Annotated in this window: 13 protein-coding genes; 2 read left to right on the forward strand and 11 right to left on the reverse strand. The window is 72.2% G+C overall.

Going from position 1 to position 20440, the window contains the following annotated elements:
• Positions 1-19: 19 nt before the first annotated feature.
• From ACWCPY_RS11590 to ACWCPY_RS11600, 3 genes are read right to left on the reverse strand one after another with little or no spacing between them, the layout of a single operon-like run.
• Positions 20-1876, reverse strand: a complete 1857-nt coding sequence (locus tag ACWCPY_RS11590) for a beta-ketoacyl synthase N-terminal-like domain-containing protein (protein WP_451264117.1) — start codon at positions 1874-1876, stop codon at positions 20-22.
• Positions 1873-8322 (reverse strand): type I polyketide synthase, encoded by a 6450-nt coding sequence (locus ACWCPY_RS11595; RefSeq protein ID WP_451264118.1) that lies wholly within the window; start codon positions 8320-8322, stop codon positions 1873-1875. The genes ACWCPY_RS11590 and ACWCPY_RS11595 overlap by 4 nt, the downstream gene beginning before the upstream one ends.
• Positions 8319-8714, reverse strand: coding sequence for an acyl carrier protein (locus tag ACWCPY_RS11600; RefSeq protein WP_451264119.1), 396 nt, complete (start codon positions 8712-8714; stop codon positions 8319-8321). The genes ACWCPY_RS11595 and ACWCPY_RS11600 overlap by 4 nt, the downstream gene beginning before the upstream one ends.
• Positions 8715-8822: 108 nt before the next feature.
• Here ACWCPY_RS11600 and paaI point away from each other — a divergent pair, with 108 nt between their 5' ends.
• Positions 8823-9287 carry a hydroxyphenylacetyl-CoA thioesterase PaaI gene (paaI, locus tag ACWCPY_RS11605; RefSeq protein WP_451264120.1) on the forward strand — a complete coding sequence of 155 codons (465 nt, stop codon included), beginning with the start codon at positions 8823-8825 and terminating at the stop codon, positions 9285-9287.
• 5 nt (positions 9288-9292) lie between these two features.
• Here paaI and ACWCPY_RS11610 read toward each other — a convergent pair whose 3' ends face one another.
• The 8 genes from ACWCPY_RS11610 to ACWCPY_RS11645 form a co-directional block, all read right to left on the reverse strand.
• Positions 9293-9922 carry a TIGR03086 family metal-binding protein gene (locus ACWCPY_RS11610; protein WP_451264121.1) on the reverse strand — a complete coding sequence of 210 codons (630 nt, stop codon included), beginning with the start codon at positions 9920-9922 and terminating at the stop codon, positions 9293-9295.
• 2 nt (positions 9923-9924) lie between these two features.
• Positions 9925-11322 (reverse strand): KamA family radical SAM protein, encoded by a 1398-nt coding sequence (locus ACWCPY_RS11615; protein ID WP_451264122.1) that lies wholly within the window; start codon positions 11320-11322, stop codon positions 9925-9927.
• Positions 11323-11329: 7 nt separating this feature from the next.
• Entirely contained in the window at positions 11330-12769 is a 1440-nt protein-coding gene (locus ACWCPY_RS11620) for a lyase family protein (RefSeq protein ID WP_451264123.1), read from the reverse strand.
• Positions 12766-14739 carry an FAD/NAD(P)-binding protein gene (locus ACWCPY_RS11625; RefSeq protein WP_451264124.1) on the reverse strand — a complete coding sequence of 658 codons (1974 nt, stop codon included), beginning with the start codon at positions 14737-14739 and terminating at the stop codon, positions 12766-12768. The genes ACWCPY_RS11620 and ACWCPY_RS11625 overlap by 4 nt, the downstream gene beginning before the upstream one ends.
• Positions 14736-16460 carry a class I adenylate-forming enzyme family protein gene (locus ACWCPY_RS11630; protein WP_451264125.1) on the reverse strand — a complete coding sequence of 575 codons (1725 nt, stop codon included), beginning with the start codon at positions 16458-16460 and terminating at the stop codon, positions 14736-14738. The genes ACWCPY_RS11625 and ACWCPY_RS11630 overlap by 4 nt, the downstream gene beginning before the upstream one ends.
• Positions 16461-16590: 130 nt before the next feature.
• Entirely contained in the window at positions 16591-17916 is a 1326-nt protein-coding gene (locus tag ACWCPY_RS11635) for a flavin monoamine oxidase family protein (protein ID WP_451264126.1), read from the reverse strand.
• Positions 17913-18134: a phosphopantetheine-binding protein gene (locus ACWCPY_RS11640; RefSeq protein ID WP_329819440.1), complete on the reverse strand. Its 222-nt coding sequence runs from the start codon at positions 18132-18134 to the stop codon at positions 17913-17915. The genes ACWCPY_RS11635 and ACWCPY_RS11640 overlap by 4 nt, the downstream gene beginning before the upstream one ends.
• Positions 18131-19714: an amino acid adenylation domain-containing protein gene (locus ACWCPY_RS11645; protein WP_451264127.1), complete on the reverse strand. Its 1584-nt coding sequence runs from the start codon at positions 19712-19714 to the stop codon at positions 18131-18133. The genes ACWCPY_RS11640 and ACWCPY_RS11645 overlap by 4 nt, the downstream gene beginning before the upstream one ends.
• 239 nt (positions 19715-19953) lie before the next feature.
• Here ACWCPY_RS11645 and ACWCPY_RS11650 point away from each other — a divergent pair, with 239 nt between their 5' ends.
• On the forward strand, positions 19954-20376 hold the full coding sequence (locus ACWCPY_RS11650) for an acyl-CoA thioesterase (RefSeq protein WP_451264128.1): 423 nt from the start codon (positions 19954-19956) through the stop codon (positions 20374-20376).
• Positions 20377-20440 lie beyond the last annotated feature (64 nt).

A 20440-nucleotide genomic window follows, 5' to 3' on the forward strand; every position in this document is an offset into this window, starting at 1 on the left:
GGTTCCTGTCCGTGGAGGTTCAGAGCCAGTTGTGGTGATCGGGCCAGTGCCGCCGTCCGACGAGTGCGGGGCCCGGGAGGTGGAGCAGCCGGGGGCGCGCGGTGTCCTGCGGCCACAGCTCGGCGGTGGCGGGGGCTTCCCCGGCCAGATACCGCCGGCCGTGCCGCGCCGCGGCGGCGGACTCGTGCGAGCCGTCGCCGTCGAACCCCGCGCAGGGTGCGCCCGAGGCCGCGCGCTCCAGCGCGGCCAGCAGGCCGGAGCGGTCGTGGACGACGGCCGCGTACCGGACGGCACGGTGGTCACGGCCCTCGGCGAGCGTCCGGCAGACGGCGGCGGGAGACCAGTCGGCGCCCTCCCGCAGATGCCTCACCAGCCGGCCGGCCGTGCCGGCCAGCGCCTCGGCGTTGTGTGCCGACAGCAGGAGCGGCCAGGGGCCCGCGTCCTCGGCGGCCCCGGTGTCCGGATCCGGGCGCTCCGGAACACTCTCCAGCACGACGTGCGCAAGGGTGCCGCAGAAGCCGAAGCCGCTGACGGCCGCCCGCCTCCTGCCCGCCGTCGGCCAGGCCGTCGGCTTCGCGGCGAGCCGCAGCGCCATCCGGTCCCACGGGATGTCCGGGTCGGCCTCGTCCTCGCCCGGCTGCGGCGGTATCTCCGCGTGGGCGAGCGCCAGCACCGTCTTCATCAGCCCGGGGGCGCCGGAGGCGGTCTCCAGGTAGCCGATGTTCGCCTTGCACGAGCCGATGTACAGCGGCGGTGCGCCGGGCGCGCGCCGCGCGTACGCGTCGGCCAGGGCCTCGGCCTCGATCTGGCCGCCGATCCGGGAGCCGTTGGCCTGCGCCTCGACGTAACCCACGTCCTCGGCTGCCGTTCCCGCGTCGCGCAGCGCCCGTTCGACGACCGCCCGCTGGCCGCGTGCCGGGGCCACCGAGATGCTGGGCCGGTCGCCCTGGGCATGGACGGCGCTGCCGCGCACGAGCGCGTACGGCCGGTCTCCGTCGGCCACGGCGTCGGCGTACCGCTCGAGGATCACGACCCCGCAGCCCTCACCGCGGACGTGCCCGTCGGCACGCCGGGTGAAGGGCCTGCTGCGACCGGTGGGAGAGAGCATCCCGGCGCGGTCGAGGATGCCGGTGCTGAACGGCGAGAGCAGCAGGTTGCAGGTGCCGACGAGGGCGATGTCGCACTCGCGGGCACGCAGCGCCCGCACCGCCAGGTGCACGGCGGTCAGCATGGACGAGGACGCGGTGTCGACGGTGACCGCCGGGCCGTTGAGCCCCAGCGACAACGCGATCCGGCCGCTGAAGGCGCTGGGCGAGGTGCCCGTGCTCATGTGCGGCGACAGGCCTGTTCCGGGGAGCCCGCCGCGCAGCCAGGCGTACGGGTACTCCACCGGCCCGGCGACCGCGTAGACACCGACGTCGCGCCCCCGCAGGCGCTCCCGGGAGAGGTTGGCGTCCGCGAGGGCCTGGGCGGCGACCTCCAGGAGCAGGCGCTGCTGCGGGTCCATGTGCCGGGCCTCTTCCTCCGCGATGCCGAACCAGTCGGCGTCGAAGAGGTCCACATCCGTCAGGTAGGCGCCCTGGCCGAGCCGGCCGGCCAGCGGCGCCAGGTCCGGTGCCGCCAGGTTCCAGCGCGGCCGGCCGAGGCTGTCGGTGGGCACTTCGGCCGTCTCGGTGGACAGGACGCGTCCCTCGCGCAGGGCGCTCCACAGGGCCCGGGGGTCGTCGAGCCCTCCCGGCAGCCGGCAGCCCATGCCGATGACGGCGACCGGCTGCGTCCGCTCGTGGTGCTGCCGGGCCAGCATCACCATGAGCTGCTTCTTCGACAGGGTCTCCAGGTGGTCGATGTAGCCCGTCACCGTCGAGTCGCCCGTCACTCGAACATCCCGCGCAGAGCGTCGAGTTCGTCGTCCGCCTCGGCGTCGGTCAGATCGCGCACGTCCTCGCCGGGCGACCGGCGCGACGGTGCGTCCTGTCCTTCCTGGGTCCGGTCCGGTACGAGCTGCTCGTCGATGAAGGCGGCGAGGGGCCGCACGGCGGGGTAGTCGAAGAGGGTGGAGGCGGGCAGCGGAATCCCGAGCGCGGTCTCCAGGGCGTTCTTCAGTTCCACCGATCCGAGCGAGTCGAGACCGAGATCCACCAGCCGTGCGTCGAGATCGATCTCCTCGGGCGAGTCGTACCGCAGTACGTTCGCGATCCGGTCCCGCAGCAGTTCGCGGAGTGCGACCTCGCGCTCGGGCTTCGGCCGGCCGAGCAGCGCCTCGATGTCGAACGCGGTCCGGTCCGGTCCGCCGGCGCGGCCCGAACGCAGCCCGTCGAAGAGCGCGTTGGGGGTGGGCAGGGCGTCGATGTAGGCATCCCAGCCGAACTCGCCGACGACGGTCTGGGCGCCGGGCCGGGCGAGCGCGGTGAACAGCGCGTTCAACGCCGCGCCCGGTTTGATGAACTTCAGTCCACGTGCCTCGATGCCGTCGATCTGGCGCTCGGTGAGCGAGGCGGCCATGCCGATGTCGCCCCAAGGGCCCCAGTTGACGCTGAGTCCGGGCAGGCCCGCGGCCGCCCGCCACTGCATGAGGACGTCCATGTAGGCGTTGCCCGCCGCGTAGTTGGCCTGGCCCGCGGCGCCGAGTACCGAGGAGACCGAGGAGTAGCCCACGAAGAACCGGACCGTGGGGACCTCGGAGACCGCGCGGTGCAGCAGCCAGGTGCCGTAGACCTTGGCGCGCAGGACGGTGTCCATGCTCTCCCAGGTCTGGGCCGCGAGCGGGGCGTCGGCGAGGACGCCCGCGGCATGCAGGACGCCCCCCAGCGGGTGGGCGCCCGCGGCGAGCTCACCGACGATCCGCCGGACGTCGGCCGCATCGGCGATGTCCCCGCGGTGGACGTGGACCTCGACGCCCTCGCCGAGTCCGGCGGCGATCGAGGCCCGCTCGCTCTCGTCGACGGCGCGGCGGCTGACGAGCGCGATGTGACGGGCTCCCTCCCGGGCCAGCTTGCGCGCGGAGGCCAGCCCGAGCGCGCCGAGACCGCCGGTGACGAGGTAGGTCTCCCCCGCGTCGACGCGCACCGGCCGGGCGGGCAGGTCGCGTTCGTCGCGCAGTTCCAGCACGATCTTGCCGAGGTTGGCGCCCCGGCTCAGGACGCCGAAGGCCTCCTCGACCTCGTCGGGCGCGTAGCCGACCACCGGCAGAGGGGTCAGCCGGCCGGCCTCGATGTGCTCGGCGACCGTCCGCAGGATGTCGCCGTTGAGGCGTTCGAGCTCCTCGGCGGGCAGCTCGCTGAGGTCGAAGTTGTGGTAGCCGACGTCGGGGCGCTCCGCCCGCATCTCCTCGGGCGACCAGACCCCGATCTTGCCGAGTTCGACGAAGCGTCCGTCGGTGGCCAGAGCGCGCAGTCCCGCCGGGATGTAGTCCTTGTTGAGGCTGTTGAGGACGATGTCGACCCCTCGGCCTCCGGTGGCCTCCAGCACCTCGTCGGCGAAGTCCAGGGTGCGGGAGTTCATGATGTGTGCCACGCCCTGGGACTCCAGCAGGGGCCACTTGCGGGGGCTGGCGGTGGCGTACACCTCGGCACCCGCGAGCCGGGCGAGCTGGACGGCCGCCTGTCCCACGCCGCCGGCGGCCGCGTGGATCAGGACCCGGTCGCCCGCCTTGATGCCGGCGAGGTGATGGAGTGCGTGGTAGGCCGTGACGAAGGCGGCGGGCAGTCCGGCCGCCTCGGTGAAGGTGAGGCCGGCGGGCTTGCGCACGACGACCGTGGACGGGACGGTCACCCGCCGGCGCATGGAGCCGATCCGGCTCAGCACCACCTCGTCACCGGGCCCGAACGCGGCGTCGGGTCCCGCCTCGACGACGGTTCCGGAGGCCTCGAAGCCGAGCGGGAGCGGCTCGTACGGGATGTCGTGGTCCAGCGCGTACTGGCGCAGCATGCCGAGCGCGTTCAGGACGTCCTTGAAGTTGAGTCCGGCGGCGTGGACCTGGACGGTTACCTCGTCGCCGGTGGGCCTGCGGTCCTCGACGGGTGCCGGGCGGACGGCCGAGAACTGGCCGTACTCCGTGATCGTGAGTTCCGTGTTGACGTCGTCGCGCGTCCCGGGGGCGGGCGGGGAGAGCCGCTTCACATGCCGGATGCCGGACCGGTAGGCGATCTGGTGCTCGCCGCCCGCGCCGTCACCGGCGAGCCACTCGTCGACGAGCGGCTGGAGGCCGGTTCCGTCGAGGTCGAGCAGGACCGTCCGCAGGGCCGGGTACTCGTTGAGCAGGACCGCGCCGAACCCCCACAGGGCGGCGGCGCCGAGGGCGTCCTGGGGCACGGTGGCGGCGGAGTCGCCGGGCAGCCACTGGGCCCGTTCGGTCACGAGCATGACCCGCGGGCCACGGCCGGCGGCCGGGCCGGTGGCCGCGGCGACCAGCGCGAGCAGCTCGCGGAAGTTGCGCTCGGTCTCGGTGCGCAGCCGCTCCTCGCCCTCGGCCGAGGGCTCGGGCGTCCAGAACCAGCACAGGTCCGTGACGGCGCCGTCCTCGGCCAGCCGGGCGGCGGCGCCGGCCGCGTCGGGAGCGTGCAGTGCCTCGATGCCGGTGCCGGCGAGCCGGTCGGACAGGCCGTCCGGCAGGCCGTCGCCCGGCCGGACGACGAGAACCCGGCGGCCCTCCCCGCCCGTCCGGGCGGAGGGCAGCGACCGCTTGAGCCACCGGGGTCGCAGCAGCATGCGTTCGGCGGGGTCGGCCGGGGCGTCGGCGACACGCTTGAGGCGTACGCCCTTGACGACGAAGACCGTCCGGGCGCCCTCCAGAGCGACGAGGTCGGCGAGCAGCTCGCCGGCCGGGTCGAGGTCGACCTGGATGAGGATGCGCAGATCGCCCTTGGGGCGCTTGAGCAGTTCGACGCCGTCGAAGCCGACGGGCAGATAGGTGCCGTCCAGTTCGACGGCGGCACCGAGGGTCTGCATCGCGCAGTCCAGGACCGATGCGCGCAGGTGCTCGGCGGCGGGGGTGTCCAGGCCGCGCAGCTCACCGGTCGCGAGGCCGTCGGCGTACCGGTCGACACGCACGACGCGCCGGAACTCCGGTCCGTACGGCAGGCCCAGCTCGGCATACCGTTCGTAGAGGTCCTCGCCGTGCTGCCGGGCCTGCGGCTCGCCCGGGTCGGCGGCCGCCTTGCGCAGCCGGTCCACGACCTCGCCGAGCTCCGCGGCTCCGGTGGGCGCGGCGCCGAGGGTGGCGGTGGCGTGGACGCGTTCGATCACACCGTCCCTGCCGTTCACGCGGCTGACGATCTCCACGGCGGCGGGCCCGTCGGTGCCCTCTGCGTCCTCGTGAGGGCGCAGTCGGGTACGGATCTCGGCCGGCTCGTCCTCGCGCAGGAAGAGCGGTTCGTGGATGCGCAGGTCCTGGATCAGCCGGCCGGTCTCCCCGTGCACCGCGTCCTGGAGTGCCAGGACGACTTCAACGTACCCCGCGCCGGGGAACACCGCCTGGCCCATGACGACGTGGTCGGCGAGGTAGGCCGGGGAGTCGGGGGCGATCAGCGCGCTGAATTCGCGCTCCCCCGCCGCGCGACGGTCCTCGGTGGTGATGTCCCGGCCCAGCAGCGGGTGGTGGGCCGGTCCGGACGCGTGGCCGGCCCGGGTGGCCCGGAGGCGGGTCGAGGGCAGCGGGTGGCGTTTCTTCGCGAAGACGTAGCCCGGCAGCGGCACGGTCCGTCCGCCGCGCCCGGCGTGGTAGCCCGTCCAGGAGATGGGGAGTCCGGCCCGGTAGCACTGCGCGAGGGCGGTGCCCACGGTGGTGGCGCCGGTGTCGGACCTGGCCATGCTGGACACCCACAGGTGGGCGTCGGGGTCACCGTTGTGCCGTCCCAGTCCGATCAGCGCGGCGGACGGGCCGACCTCGATGAGGACGTGCGGCCCGCGGGCCTGGACGCAGCGCATGCCGGCGGCGAAGTCGACGGGCTCGCCGATGTGTCGGACCCAGTACTCGGGGGTGCCCACGTCGGCGAGCGTGGCCACCTCGCCGGTGAGGTTCGAGACGAAGCTCAGCTGCGGCTCGTGGAAGGCGATGTCGGCGATCGCCGCGCGGAACGCGTCGAACACCTCCGTCATCAGGGGCGAGTGGAAGGCGTGCGACACCGGCAGCCGCTTGGCGTCGACGCCACGTGCCCGCAGGGCTTCGGTGACCTCGGCGAGCGAGTCGCTTCCTCCGGAGATCACGCACTGACGCGGGGAGTTGACGGCGCCGAGGCCGAGGTCGGGGTACTCCTCCAGCAGCGGGGCGACCTCTTGCGCCGGCGCGAAGACGGCGGCCATGCCGCCGGCCGCCGACACCGACTGCATGAGCCGGGCGCGGACGGAGACCAGCCGGACCGCGTCCTCGACCGAGAACAGGCCCGCGACCGCGGCCGCCGCGATCTCGCCGACGCTGTGCCCGAGCAGGATGCCGGGGCGTACCCCCCAGGACATCCAGAGCCGGGCCGTCGCGTACTCCAGACAGAACAGCGCGGGCTGGGTGTAGAGGGTCCGGTTGATGTCCTGCTCGCTGTCCGGCGCCTCGCCGAACATGATCTCCTTGATGGAGCGGCCGAGACGGTCGGCGAAGAGCCGGTCGCAGTCGTCGAGGTGACGGCGGAACTCGGGGTAGCGGTCGTAGAGGCCGCGTCCCATGCCGACGTACTGCGCGCCCTGCCCGCTGAAGAGGAACGCGGCCTCGGTGAAGCGGAGGTCGGCGGCGGGGGCCTCGCCCGCCGACTGCCGGTCGAGCAGTCGCTCCAGGTCCTCGCGCGAGGAGACGTGCGCGGCGAGCCGGGCGGGCAGGTGGGCGCGGCCGAGGTTGGCGCTGCGGCAGAGGTCGGGGACGGCGAGGTCCGGGTGTGCGTCGAGGAAGCGGCGGTAGGCCTCGGCCTGTGCCCGCAGTCCTCCGTGGTCCTTCGCGGAGAGGGTGAAGACGGCGGTGCCGTCGTCCGCCGCCGCCGGGGGCACCGTGGCGGGCGGCGCCTGTTCGAGGACGACGGAGGCGATGGTGCCGGCGAAGCCGAAGGAGTTGACCACGGCACGCCGGGGCCCGTCGGCCCGCCAGTCGCGCAGTTGGGTCGGGACGGTCACGCGATAGCGGTCCCAGGGGATGTGGCGCGACGGCGTCTCCAGGTTGATGTGCGGGTAGATCACGCCCTCCTGGAGCTGGAGGACGACCTTGGCCACGCCGCCGACGCCCGCGGCGGCCTCCATGTGGCCGATGTTGGTCTTCACCGAGCCGACGGCCAGCGGTTCGCCGTCCGTGCGGGACGCGGCGAAGACGGTGTTGATGGAGCCCAGCTCGATGGGGTCGCCCAGGGAGGTTCCGGTGCCGTGCGCCTCCACGTACTGGATGTCCGCGGGTTCCAGGTTGGCCGCGGTCAGGGCGTCGCGCATCAGGGCGACCTGTGCGGTGCCGTTGGGGACGGTCAGGCCGCCGCTCTCCCCGTCCTGGCGGACCGAGGAGCCGCGGACCAGCGCGAGCACGGTGTCGCCGTCGCGCCGGGCGTCGGAGTACCGCTTCAGGACGAGCATGCCGGAGCCCTCGCTGCGGCCGTAGCCGTCGGCGGAGTCGTCGAAGGTCTTGCAGCGGCCGTCGGGCGACAGCATTCCGGCGCGCGAGTAGACGATGTGGTTGCGCGGATGGTGGTTCACGTTCACGCCGCCCGCGAGGGCGATGTCGCACTCGCCGCGGCGCAGTCCCTGGGCGGCGAGGTGCAGCGCCACCAGTGAGGCGGAGCAGGCCGTGTCGACGCTCAGGCAGGGACCGCGCCAGCCGAGGAAGTAGGAGAGGCGTCCGGCGGCGGCGCTGTGGGCGGTGCCGGCCGCGACATGGGCATCGAGGTCCAGCGGGTCCAGTGCCTCGACATCGATCGCGAAGTCCATCTGTCCGACGCCCAGATACACGCCGCCGTTTCCACCGCGAAGGGCGGCCGGATCGATGTGCGCGGATTCCAGAGCACGCCAGGCGGATTCCAGGGCCCAGCGGTGCTGGGGATCCATGAAATCCGCTTCCTTCGGGGATATGTTGAAGAACTTCGAGTCGAATTCGTCCATACCGGAGACGAATCCCCCACCTGCCGCGACAGGGCGTCGGCCGGCCTCCTTCTCGGCGGCCTGCACGGCCTCCATGTCCCAACGGTCCCCGGGTACGGGGCCGGTTCCCGAGCGCCCCTCCCTGAGAAATGTGGAGAACTCCTCGGGAGTGTTGTTGTCCCCTGGGAGCCGAATGCCCATTCCGATGACGGCGATCGGCTCGTACTTCTCCAGAAGCAGGCTCCTCAGCAGGGCATCGGGGCGGGGCGAGGCCGTTTCGGTCACTGGTAGAGCTCCTTGAGAACGTCGTTGACCAGGTCTTTCGTGGAAACTTCCGCATCCTGCTGGGCCTTTGGGCCGGGCGCGGCGGCGGAGAAGTACTCGGGGACCACCTCGGTGGTCAGGAATTCGACGAGATCCCCGACCGTCGGGTGGTTGAACAGGAAGGCCGAATCGAGCGGCCGGCCCAGTTCCTGTTCGAGGCGCTGCCTGGTGTCGACGGCACCGAGCGAGGTCAGTCCGAGTTCGAAATAACTCACCTGAAGAGGCAGCACATCCTCCTCGCCCATCATCAGTTCACGCTTGAACTCCGCGACCACCAGTGATTCGAGAAGTGTCCGGCGTTCGGACGGCGGAGTGTCGAACAATTCCTGAAGCCAGGGGGTGCGCGAAGTCATGCTGCTCCTTTGTCGCGGATATTCGGTTCCGGTTGACCGCACTGGTCACGGATGGAAGGATCGGGTCCTCTAAGTCCGGTATTGCACAAGGGAATTGAGGGCTGCGTCATGACGGGGACCATCGGGGAGCAGGACCTGGAGACCGCGGCCCGCCGCCGCGCCGAGGAGCTGTACGCCAAGGACCGCACCTGTGAACTGCTCGGCATCGATCTGCGGGACGCCGGACCGGGGCGGGCGACCGTGGGTATGCGGGTCGCAGAGACCATGGTGAACGGGCACGGCACGGGGCACGGCGGCTTCCTCTTCCTGCTGGCCGACGCGGCCTTCGCCTTCGCGTGCAACACGCACGGCCCGGCGACCGTGGCCCAGGGCGCGCAGGTCACCTTCCTCCGTCCGGCCGAGGTGGGCGACGACCTGGTCGCGGAGGCCGTGGAGCGCAGCCGGTTCGGACGCAGCGGTGTGTACGACGTGACCGTGCGCCGTTCGGACGGGGTACCGATCGCCGAGTTCCGGGGCCAGAGCCACACCCTCGGGGGCCGGCCGGTGCGGCCGGCCCCCGAGAACGGTGAGTGAGTCCGTCACCTGGGCGACCACCGCGGGTCGCGGCCCAGCGACGCGAGCAGGCGGTCCTGCGCGCTCGCCGGGCCGGTCAGCCCGACCGCCGGGCGGAACGAGGCGCCGGGGCGTTCCCGCGAAGGTCCGTCGGGCACCTCCTTGCGGGCGACCTCGGCGGCGGCGAGGACGAGGTCCTCGTCGTACGCCGCCAAGATGCCCAGCGAGGCCGCGACGTCCCAGCCGTGCACCACGTAGTCCACGAGGTGGAAGCCGATCGCGCGCGGGGCGGCGAACTCCATCGTCGGGTGGATCCACGGCAGGACGACCGTACGGCCCAGTACGCCGTCGGCGGCGAACGCGTCGAGGACCCGGTCGACGGAGTCGGCGTACGCGCGGCGGGGGTCGTCGAGCGGCTTCTCCTGCCAGACCGCCTCGTCGACCGGTCCGCCCTCTGCGGCCGCGGCGAAGCCGAGGTGCTGCGCGGTCATGTGGGCGAGGAGACGCCGCAGGGACCAGGTGCCGCACGGGGTGGGGTCGTCCCACCGGTCGTCGCGGGCCTGCGCGACGATCTCCGCGCTGCGCAGCACGGCCCGGCGGTCGAGTTCCTGGATCCCGCCCTGCGAGGTGTCCGTGATCGTGTCCGTGTCGGTCATGGTCAGCCCTTCTCCACTGTGTTCTCCCGCCACCGGCGTCGACCCGACTCGGGCAGCGTGGTGATGGGGTCGTAGAACGGATAACGACGCGTGAGCGCGTCCAGATCGTCCAGTTCTATACCCGTGCGGTAGTTCTTCGTCCACTGCGAGACGCCGAGTTCCCGGTCGTACTCGACGAGTTGGTGCACCCAGCGCTTGCCGACGTAGGGCACGTCGCAGACGATCCGCGGCGTCGCGTACCCGGGCAGATAGCCCATGACGGCGTGCTGGAGCTCCTGGGCCTCCCAGACCGCGACGCGCCAGTGCTCGGCGTTCGGGATCATGTCGCACATGTAGAAGTAGTAGGGCAGGATGTTCGCCTCGCCCTGGAGGACCATGCACAGGTCCAGCAGCGCCTTCGGGGTGGTGTTGACCCCGCGCATCAGGACGCCCTGGTTGCGGATGTCCCGGACGCCCGTGTCGAGCACGGCCCGCGCCGTCTCAGCCACCAGCGGCGTCACCGACTGGACGTGGTTGACATGGGTGTGCACGGCGAGGTTGACGGACCGTCGCGCGGCGGTCCGCGCGACCCGCTCCAGGCCTTCGAGCACCGTCCCCTGGAGCCAGTGCTGAGGCAGTCCGGCGAGGGCCTTGGTGGCCAGCCGGATGTCCCGGACACTCTCCAGGTCGAGCAGCCGCATCAGGAACGACTCCAGGCGCGGCCAGGGCACGTTGGCGACGTCGCCACCGGACACGACGACATCGCGTACGCCCGGGTTCCGCTTGAGGTAGTCGATCATCTGGTCCTGGCGGTCGGCCGGCCTGAGGGTCAGCCTCTGCTTCTCCACCTGCGGGGTGGAGCCGCCCACCAGGTCCATCCGTGTGCAGTGCCCGCAGTACTGGGGGCAGGTCGACACGAGCTCCGCCAGGACCTTGGTCGGATAGCGGTGGGTGAGTCCTTCGACCACCCACATCTCCGCCTCGTGCAGCGAGTCCCGTTCGGCGTAGGGGTGGCTCGGCCACTCCTTCTCGCGGTCGGAGGCGACGGGCAGCATGTAGCGGCGGATCGGGTCGGCGAGGAAGGCGTCCGTGAAGCCGGCGGCGTCGGCGGGTGCGTCGGGCACCATGGTGTTCAGCATCTGCGGGGTCAGCAGCATCGACATGGTGGCGAACTGCTCGTGGTCGGCGGCCAGGTCCTCGTAGAACCGGTCCTCCAGTAACGAACCCACCACCGCTGCCAGCTGTTTGGCGTTCTTCACGCAGTGGGCGCGCTGCCACTGCGCGTCGCGCCACTGCGCGGGCGTCACGTCCCGCCAGCCGGGCAGGCGGCGCCAGTCGGGTTCGACGGGGATCAGGCGCTCGTACTCGTAGGGCTGCTGCGCGGGCAGGCTGTGCGGGCCCGCTGACGTCAAGGTATTCATCAGATTCCTAGCTGATCGACAGCCGGGTGCGGTGCCGGTGCAGCACGCGCTCCACCAGCTCCTGCGAGGCACCCAGATAGTTGGCCGGGTCGAGCAGGTCCGACAGCCCGGGGCCGTCGGTGAACTTGTGCGCCGCGCCGACGAGCTCCGGGGACGCCCCGAGAGCGTCCTCGAAGGTGTGGCCCGGCCGGGCGGCCCGGCGCGCCGCTTCGGCGAGCAGGCTCTTGGCGGCGGCCTTGCCCAGTACGGGCGCAAGGACGGCGTTCAGTCTCTCGGAGACCACCGCGCCTCCGGTGAGACGCAGGTTGTCCAGCAGTTGGCCGGGGAACACCACGATGCCCTCGGCGAGTTCGGCCGCGGTGCGCGCGGCCCCTTCGGCGAGGCGCAGTGCCTCGCGCAGCGGCTGCCACTCCGACTGCCATCCCCCCGCGGAGCGTTCGTCCTCCGCGAGCAGGCTCTGCCCCAGCACGAGGGCCTGGGCGGGAGCCTGACGGGCCGCTGACACGAGCAGCGTGGCGAGCACGGGGTTGCGTTTCTGGGGCATGGCGGAGGACGCCCCGGTTCCCTCGGGTCCGGGCTCGGCCGCCTCGGCGACCTCGGTGCGGGCCATGCCCAGGACGTCCGTCGCGAACTTGCCGAGGCCGCCGGTGACCGCGACGACGGCCCATCCGAGGTCGGCGACCGGGGTGCGGACCGTGTGCCAGGGTGCTTCGGGATCGCGCAGGCCGAGTTCGGCGGCGAACGCGGCGGAGAGTCCGGCGGCGTGCCCGGCGGTGTCGAGGCCGGCCAGGCGCGCGTACTCCAGGTAGGCGGCCAGGGTGCCCGCCGCGCCGCCCAGTTGGGCGGGCAGCGATGCCCGGACCCGGCGGACCCGGTCGGTGGCGTCCAGCACCAGGGTGAGCCAGCCCGCCGCCTTGAGCCCGAGGGTGATCGGCACGGCGTGCTGGGTGAGGGTCCGGCCCGCCATCGGTGTGCCGGCGTGCTCGGCGGCGAGCCGGGCGAGCGCGTCCGCGACCCGGACGAGGTCCGCCTCGACCCGGTCCAGCGCGCGGGCGGCGAGCAGCATCGCGGCGGAGTCGAGGATGTCCTGGCTGGTGCCGCCCCGGTGCACGTACTCGGCCGCCACCGGATCGGCCCGGCGCACCGCCTCCGTCAGTACGCGGACCAGCTCCACCACCGGGTTGGCGGACCCCCGGGCCAGCCGGGCGAGCCGGACCACCTCGACGGGCCGGGAGCGGATCGTCTCCTCGATGGGTCCGAGGGCCGAGGCGGGCACGACGCCGAGCCGCGCCTGGGCGCGGGCGAGTGCCAGCTCCACCTCCAGCATGGCCGCGACCCACGCCCGGTCGCCGAGCGGGTCGCCGCCCGCGGCCCACACCGGGCTCAGCAGCCCCGCGTCGACCGCGCCGGCCGTCTCCTCGTCCGTCCGGGTCGTCTCCAAGGTCATTCTCCTTCCGCCGTCGTGCCGGGCGCCGTCGCCCCGATCGCGCCGGACCGGATCCCGGAGGCCAGACAGGCGCGGGCGATGGCGTCCGCGTCGCCGAGGATCACCGAGTCGGATCCGGGCCTGATGCCCGCGGCGGTCGCCCAGTGCACCGACTCGGTGGGAATCCCGAAGGCGAACCGGTACGGATGGGCGTCGCCCTTCGCGTCCAGCACCCGGTAGGGCCTGCCGGTGACCGCGAGGCCGCCGGTTGCCAGGCCCTTCCCGCTCGGGTTCGGGATCGTGTACGCGCTCGCGGCGCCGGTGCTCATCAGCTGACGCAGCAGCGGATCGTCCGTGGTGCGCACATCGACCTCGGGCAGCCGTGCCTCGATCAGGACGGTCGCCTCGTCCTCGGCGTCCGGGATCGCGGCGGACCGCACCAGGAACGCCTTGCGCCCGGCCGACGGGTGGACCGTCATCCCCGGCCCGGCCACCCGCAGCACCCCTGCCTCCATGAGCGCCACCATCTCCTCGATGCGGTTCGGCGGCGGGCCGATGGAGACGAACCCGTTCAGCGGTGTGTACCAGGAGCGCAGGTCGTCCCGGTACGAGTCGCCGGTGATGCCGGAGTGGTCGACGACCTGGCGGATCTCGTTGCGCAGGTCGCGCATCACGTCGAGGGCGGCCTTGAGCGGGCCGCGCACGTTTCCGCGCCGGGCCTCCGCGACGTCCTGGCGCAGATGGCCGATGAGCCACGCGTCGTAGGCCTCCGTGCCGGCGAACGTCGCCCGGCCGTACGGCCGGGCGATCCGGTCCCAGTCCCAGCGCCGGGCGCCGTCGACCGCGTACCGGCTCAGCAGCCGTTCCTCGATCTCCGCGCTCCCGCCGCCCCGGCAGAACTCATCGAGGAAGACGTCACCGTCGTACCGGCCGCGGCCCTCCGAGATCAGGGTGTGGTAGTAGACCGCCCGGACCTCCCGGTCGACCAGTGGCCAGATGTCCCGGACGAAGCCGACCGGTTCGCCCGCCGCCCGTCGGGCACGCAGTCGGCCGATCGCCTCCGGGGTCAGGAACAGCGGATGATGCCTTCCGGTGGCTCCCTTCTGGTTCTCGCCGCGCGAATGGAACGGGACACCGCGCCGGGAGCCGGCCAGCAGCACGGGTTCCATGCCGCTGGGCCGGTACCGCAGCGCGCCGCCCGTGCTGTCGCGCACGAACGAGCCGCCGCGGCCCGCGGTGAGCAGGCTCATGTAGTCGAAGAAATTGAGCCCCATGCCCCGCAGGGCGACCCGCTGCCCCGGCGCGACGCGGTCGAGATCGGCATCGGCCGGATTGCCCGTGGGCAGGTGGACGAGGCCGTGCTCGGCGGCGAAGGCGGCGAGCGCCCGCTCCTCGGCGCTGCGCGGCATGTCCACATGGCCCACGGCCAGCACGACCGCGTCGAGGCCGGTCAGCCGGGTGCCGTCGTCCAGGCGGACGGTCTGGGTGGTGTCGTCCTCGTCGAGCACCTCCCGTGCGGTCGCGCCGTGCGACTCGATGGCGATGTGGTCGGGGGCCGTGCGCACCACCCGGTCGAGGACCCAGCCGAGGTAGCGCCCGAACAGCGCCCGCGTCGGATACGAGTCCGGGCCGAGGCGCCGGCACTCCTCGTACACGTGCGGTGGGCAGGGGACTTCCTGTTCGAGGCTCTCCAGGAGCCGCGCCCACTCGTACAGGCTCGGTCCGTCGCAGATCGGCCCCTCGCAGGTCACGCTCTCGTCGGTGAACAGGGTGACCTGCGAGGCGACGGTGTTCATCAGCAGCACGGACGGCTGGTCGGCCCGCCAGACACGCCCGCCGAGACGCAGATGGGGGTCGACCAGGTGCACGGTCAGGCGCTGCCGCGAAGCGGCGGCGTTGGCACAGAGCCGCTCGACCACGGAAAGCCCTCGGGGGCCGCCGCCCACCACGCACACCGTGAGGGTGTTGTGCTGCCGCACGCGGGTGGTCATCCCTGTACGCCGCCGGTGAAGAAGGTGGCCCACCGGGTGCGCAGCTCCCGCTTGAGGACCTTGCCGGTGACGCCGGTCGGGAAGCCGTCCGGGTCGGCGGCGACGATCACGGCGGCCAGCGGCGTGAGGCCGGCGGCGGCCAGCTCCTTGTTGGCGCGCTCGCGCAGCTCGTCCGCGGAGGGCTCGACGGCACCCGGCTGCATCCTCACGACGGCGATGGGGACGTGCAGGGTGCCGTTCGCGGACGGCACGCCGACGACGGCGCAGTCCTGCACGAGGTCCCCGCAGTCCGCGAGCAGCACCTCCTCCGCGGGCAGGCTGTAGACCGGGCCGTCCTCGGTGTCGATGACGTCCACGGTGCGGTCGAGGTGGTAGAAGTTCCCGTCCTCGTCCGTGCGGGCCACGTCGCCCGTCAGCCAGTAGCCGTCGAGCTCGAAACTGCGGGTCAGCTCGGGGTCGTTCCAGTAGCCCGGAGTGCGCGAGGGAGTCTTGACGGCCAGCAGTCCGACGGTGCCGACGGGCACTTCCCCGCCGTCGGTGCCGAGGACGGCCGCGGCCGTGACCGCCTCGGTGGGCTTGCCGACACAGCGGTCGTTGCGCTCGGTCTCGGGGGTGGTCACCTGCCCGAACAGGGCCATGCCCATCTCGGAGGAGCCGAGGCCGTCGATGAACTGCGAGCCGGGCAGGGCCGCTTCGGCCTCGTGGTCGCGGGGCAGCAGCCACGGCTTGATGAGTCCGGCGGGCCGCTCGCCCAGCTGCACCAGGCGGCGTATGTGGCCGTAGTGTGCGCCGTCACCGGTGTTGAACCAGCTGTGCACCTTCGCCGCCCCCCGGGTGGGCGGCGCACCGGTGGCCAGCTCGACGAACGTGCGCGGGAAGGACGCGACCATGGTCGGCTGGAAGGCCTCCATGACCGGCTCCACCGCGGCGCGCCGCCAGTCGCTCATGACGACGGTGGGCAGTCCGAGCAGGGTGGCGGTGAGGAAGTAGCTGAGCCCGCCGGCGTGCGTGTGCGGCATCAGGGACATCAGCCGGTCGTCGGACGAGGCGGGGAACCGCTCCATCCGGGGCTCCTTGCCGGCCCAGAACTGGTGGTGCGCGAGCATCGTCGACTTCGGGGTGCCGGTGGTGCCGGAGGAGTGGATGAGCGCGACGACCTCGTCGGCGGCGTGCTGGTGCGGGTAGCCGTCGGGCAGCGCGGCACCCGGGTCGTCGAGCGGGTCGTAGGCCTTGATCTCGGCGGCCGGGACGATGAAGCGCGGTCGGCGGCGGTTGGGGTCGGCGCGGTACGCGGCGACGAGCCGGGTCGGGTCGTCGGCGATCAGACCCACCGCGCCGACGTGGTCGATGTAGCGCAGGGCGGTGCGCTCCGGCATGGCGTTGTTGATGAGCGCCGGCACCGCGCCGAGGGCGGTGAGCGCCAGGAAGTGCAGCAGCGGTTCGAGGCCCTCGCCGACGTAGACGGCGACCGGCTCGCCCTGTTCCACCCCGTTGGTCCGGTACCAGTGGGCGTACCGGTCACGCAGGGCGGCGAGGTCGCGCAGGCTGTGGCCGCGCAGAACGACCTGGCCGCGGTGGTCGGTGGTGTGGGTGAAGGCGTACGGAACGGTGTTGTTCGGGTTCGCCTCCAGTGCCTTCTGCAGGAAGTTGCCGGCGCCCAGGGTGGGGTCGGTCATGAACTGCTGCCGTACGGCGAGTGGGGCGATGGGGCTGATGGTCACGGTCGTCTCCTGAGGACGTCGGGTGGTCTCGTGGCGGTGCTGTCCGGTCGCTGTCCGGCCTCGGCCGGCCGGACTGCCCAGGGCCTGTCCGGCGGGTCACGGCCGGACAGGCCCTGCCGGTGAACGGCTCCTACGAGCCGGTGACCGCCTCGGCGGCGGCCCGTCGGCCCGATCGGATGGCGCCTTCCATGAGGCCGAAGAACTCGGTGCTGGTCTCGGTGCCGGCCCAGTGGACGCGACCGTGCGGGCGGGTCAGGCCGGGGCCGAGCGCGAGCCAGTCACCGGGGCCGAACAGGGCGGCGTAACAGCCCCGGCTGCAGGGGTCGTTGACCCAGTCGGTCACATGGAAGCCGATCGGCTCGGGCAGGCCGGGGAACAGCCGGCCGGCCTGGGCGATGGCGGCGGCCCGCTGTTCGCCGGCGGGCAGCGCGGCGAACCTGCGGGCCTCCTCACCGGTGACGAATCCGGTCAGCACGCCCGCGGAGCCGTCGGCGGGCGAGTCGTCGACGGTGGACAGCAACGGCCCGTCCGCGCTCACCGACCAGCCGGACAGTCCCTGCCGGCGCCAGAGCGGGGACGGGTGGATCAGGTGGACCTTGACCGCGCAGCCGGGTCCGGTCCGTTCCCCCGACCGCGGGGCGGGGAGTCCGGGCGTGAAGTCGATCCGGTCGGCGAGGACCGGGGGCAGTGCGATGATCACCGCGTCGGCCCGGGTGGCGCCGCTCGCGGAGCGCACGGTCACACCGGTGTCGTCCTGCTCCACCGCGGTGACCGGCTCGGACAGCCGCACCCGGTCGCCGAGCCCGTCGGCGAGAGCCTCGCTCAGCCGGTGGGCCCCACCTTCGATCCGCCACTCCTGGGCGCCCCCGGCGAAGGCGTTGAGGTAGCGCAGCCCGCCTCCGGAGCGCAGGTAGAAGGCCATGTGCAGGACGGACACGTCGGCCGGGGCCGCGGCCATCATCTCCCCGAGGAAGAGCGGGAAGAACAGCCGGCTGTCGGGGTGGCGGAGGTTGGCGTCCGCCCACTCGGCGGCCGTCAGCGAGTCGAGGTGTGCTGCGTCGGGGCCGAGCCAGGGCGCGTCGACGCGTACGGACCGGGTGACTTCGTCCAGCAGGTCGAACAACTCGCCCAGCGCCACACCGCTCAGCGGGGGGAAACGTCCCTGGACGCTCTCCGCCTCGGCGGCGCCCCGGACGTCGAAGCGGCTGTCGCCCTCCATGACCGTGGGTTCGGTCTTGAGGTCGTAGCGGGCCATCAGCTCCAGCAGTTCGGTGTGCCGCTCCCCGAGGTAGGCGGCACCGGCGTCGGCCCATTCGCCGGGTGCGATCTCGATGCCGTGCGTCCTGCCGCCGACCCGGTCGCGGGCCTCCAGGACCTGGACGTCCACTCCGCGTCCGGCGAGATCGGCGGCCGCGGTGAGGCCGGCGATGCCGGCGCCCACGACGACGACGCTCATCGGGTCACGCTCGCGACCCGGTCGGCGAGCGCGGCCGGTGTGGGTGCCTCGACGAGGTCCTCGAAGCTCAGCTCCACGCCCTCCGCCCGCGCGACGGCGCTCAGCACCCGGGTGCCCAGGAGCGAGTCACCGCCGGATGCGAAGAAGTCGGAGTCCACCGAGACGCTGTCGGTCTCCAGAACCCTTCGGAAGATGTCGACCATGTCGTCGCGACTCATCGATTGTCCTGTTCTGTAGGGCTGTTGTGGTGTTCCGTGCGGGCGGAGGCCGCGGCGGGCGTGTGCAGCCGATGGGTGCCGAGCCGGTCGATCTTTCCGCCGGCGGTGTGGACCAGTTCGGGGACGACGGTCACCCGGTGCGGGACGAGATGACCGGGCACGGTCGCGCGCAGATCACGCAGCACCTCGCGGACGAGGGCGGTGGCGTCGGCGTCGGCGCGCTGCGGCACCACGTACGCGGTCACCGTCGTACGATCCGCTGTCCGGGTGCCCACGACGGCGGCGACGCCGACTTCCGGGTGGGCGGTGAGGTGGGTCTCGATCTCGCCGGGGTCGACGCGGATGCCCCGCACCTTGATCTCGGCGTCGAGGCGGCCCTCGTGGACCAGGTGGCCGTCCGGCCGCCGGGAGACCCGGTCGCCGGTGCGGAACCAGCGAACGGGGCCGCCGGGGCCTTCGAGGGTCACGAAGCGTTCGGCGGTGACCTCCGGAAGGTTCCGGTAGCCCATCGCCAACGCGGGTCCCGCGACGCTGAGTTCACCGTCCGGACCGATGGCGTCGGTGACGTGCGGCAGCGGCTTGCCGATGGGGACGCCCCGCTCGCCCCACCAGGCACCGGGGCCGGGGGCCTCGGGGCCGTGCAGGTCCACCGCGTGTGTGATCAGGGTGGTCTCGGTGCAGCCGTAGGTGTTGATCAGCCGGACCCGGTCGGTGGCCAGGGCACGCCACTGTGCGAGCCGGGCCGGACTGACCGCCTCGCCGCCGATGACCACCGTCCTTACGCCGTCGGGCAGTTGTTCGTCGCCCTCCGCGAGGTGGCGGACGAGTTCGTGCCAGAAGGCGGTCGGCAGGTCGAGCAGGGTGACACCGGCCGCGTCGACGGCCCTGAGCAGCCGGGGTATCGAGCCGGTGTACGCCTCGTCGTGGAAGACGAGGGTGGCGCCCGTGGTGAGCGCGGGGAGTATCTCCTCCAGGCAGGTGTCCCAGTTCAGCGAGGCGAACTGCAGGACCCGGTCCGCCGGGGTGAGGGCGAAGAGCCCGCGGAGCGAGGCGACCGAGGCGGCGATGGCCTGCCTCGGCGTGAGGACGGGCTTGGGCCGGCCGGTGGATCCGGAGGTGAAGAGCGTGTACGCGGGCGCTTCCGCATCCACCGCCTCCGGAGCGGACGGGACGGGGTGTTCCTCGTCCGGCGAGGAGCGCAGACCGTCCGGCAGGGAGCGGAGATCGGGCAGTCCGACGGGCTCCCATCCCTCCGGGACAGGGGTGCCCGGCCGGGTGACGAGCACCTTGGCGCAGCCGGCGGCTTCGAGGAGTGCCCGCTGCCGCGCGACCGGGAAGGCCGGGTCCACCGGGCAGTAGGTCCCGCCCGCGGCCAGAACACCGAGGAGGGCGACGACGGTGGCCGGGGAGCGGTCCGTCAGGACCCCCACGGGTCCGGGGGCGGGCCCCAGCTCCTCGGCCGTCGCGCGGACCCCGCGCACCAGCTCCGCATAACTCAGTCCGTGCCCGTCGTATTCGACGGCACAATTGCCGGGATAGCTACGGGCCACTTCCAGAAGAGCGGGAACAATACCCGCCATCAGAATTGCCCTTCATTCGAAGGAACGCCGAGAAGGATAACGAGCCGCGAGTGAATCTTTTCTAAGTCGATCACCGAGCAAGGCATGCGCATGAAGCTATCACCACAATCACTCGACGGGTCAAGGAGAACAGGCAACGTGGTCCACATCACATGGAAATGGAGAATCCGGAACGGGGTTGTCCATCTCGGTTACATGCGGTAATAATTTAGCTAATCCACAAAGGAGGTCGACTGTACATGACGGATCCATTCCACTTGCGAATCACCGTACGGGGTTACGAACTCGACACTCAGGGACACCTGAATCAGGCCGTCTACCTGCAATATTGCGAGCATCTCCGCTGGGAGAGCCTGCGCGCAGCCGGAATCTCGCAGTCCAAACTGATCTCCACGCGAATAGGCCCCGCAGTCCTGGAGAACACCATGCGTTTCCATCGCGAACTGCGCGGCGGAGACGAAGTCGACGTTACCTGCAAGTGGGTCTGGGGCGAAGGAAAAACATTCCGCGTCGAACAGGAAATCCGCCGGGCCGACGGTGTCCTCGCCTGCGATCTGTCGAGTGTCGCAGGACTCATCGACCTGGACAAGAGGAAAATGATATCCAACCCGGCCGAACATTTCGCCAAGCTGGCCGATCACCCGGAAATCATGGGTCTCTGAATTTCGCCTGAGATTCTCCCGGCAAAGCATCGGGGAGTACCCGGGGGAGCTCCACCCCGAGGGC

The sequence above is a fragment of the Streptomyces sp. NPDC002403 genome, from assembly GCF_053593015.1.

Coding starts and splice junctions, on each gene's coding strand:
- ACWCPY_RS11610 (WP_451264121.1), bottom strand. CDS start 9,922: ATGACCGACACGGACACGATCACGGACACCTCGCAGGGCGGGATCCAG.
- ACWCPY_RS11640 (WP_329819440.1), bottom strand. CDS start 18,134: ATGAGTCGCGACGACATGGTCGACATCTTCCGAAGGGTTCTGGAGACC.
- ACWCPY_RS11635 (WP_451264126.1), bottom strand. CDS start 17,916: ATGAGCGTCGTCGTCGTGGGCGCCGGCATCGCCGGCCTCACCGCGGCC.
- ACWCPY_RS11625 (WP_451264124.1), bottom strand. CDS start 14,739: ATGACCACCCGCGTGCGGCAGCACAACACCCTCACGGTGTGCGTGGTG.
- ACWCPY_RS11650 (WP_451264128.1), top strand. CDS start 19,954: ATGACGGATCCATTCCACTTGCGAATCACCGTACGGGGTTACGAACTC.
- ACWCPY_RS11615 (WP_451264122.1), bottom strand. CDS start 11,322: ATGAATACCTTGACGTCAGCGGGCCCGCACAGCCTGCCCGCGCAGCAG.
- ACWCPY_RS11600 (WP_451264119.1), bottom strand. CDS start 8,714: ATGACTTCGCGCACCCCCTGGCTTCAGGAATTGTTCGACACTCCGCCG.
- paaI (WP_451264120.1), top strand. CDS start 8,823: ATGACGGGGACCATCGGGGAGCAGGACCTGGAGACCGCGGCCCGCCGC.
- ACWCPY_RS11645 (WP_451264127.1), bottom strand. CDS start 19,714: ATGGCGGGTATTGTTCCCGCTCTTCTGGAAGTGGCCCGTAGCTATCCC.
- ACWCPY_RS11620 (WP_451264123.1), bottom strand. CDS start 12,769: ATGACCTTGGAGACGACCCGGACGGACGAGGAGACGGCCGGCGCGGTC.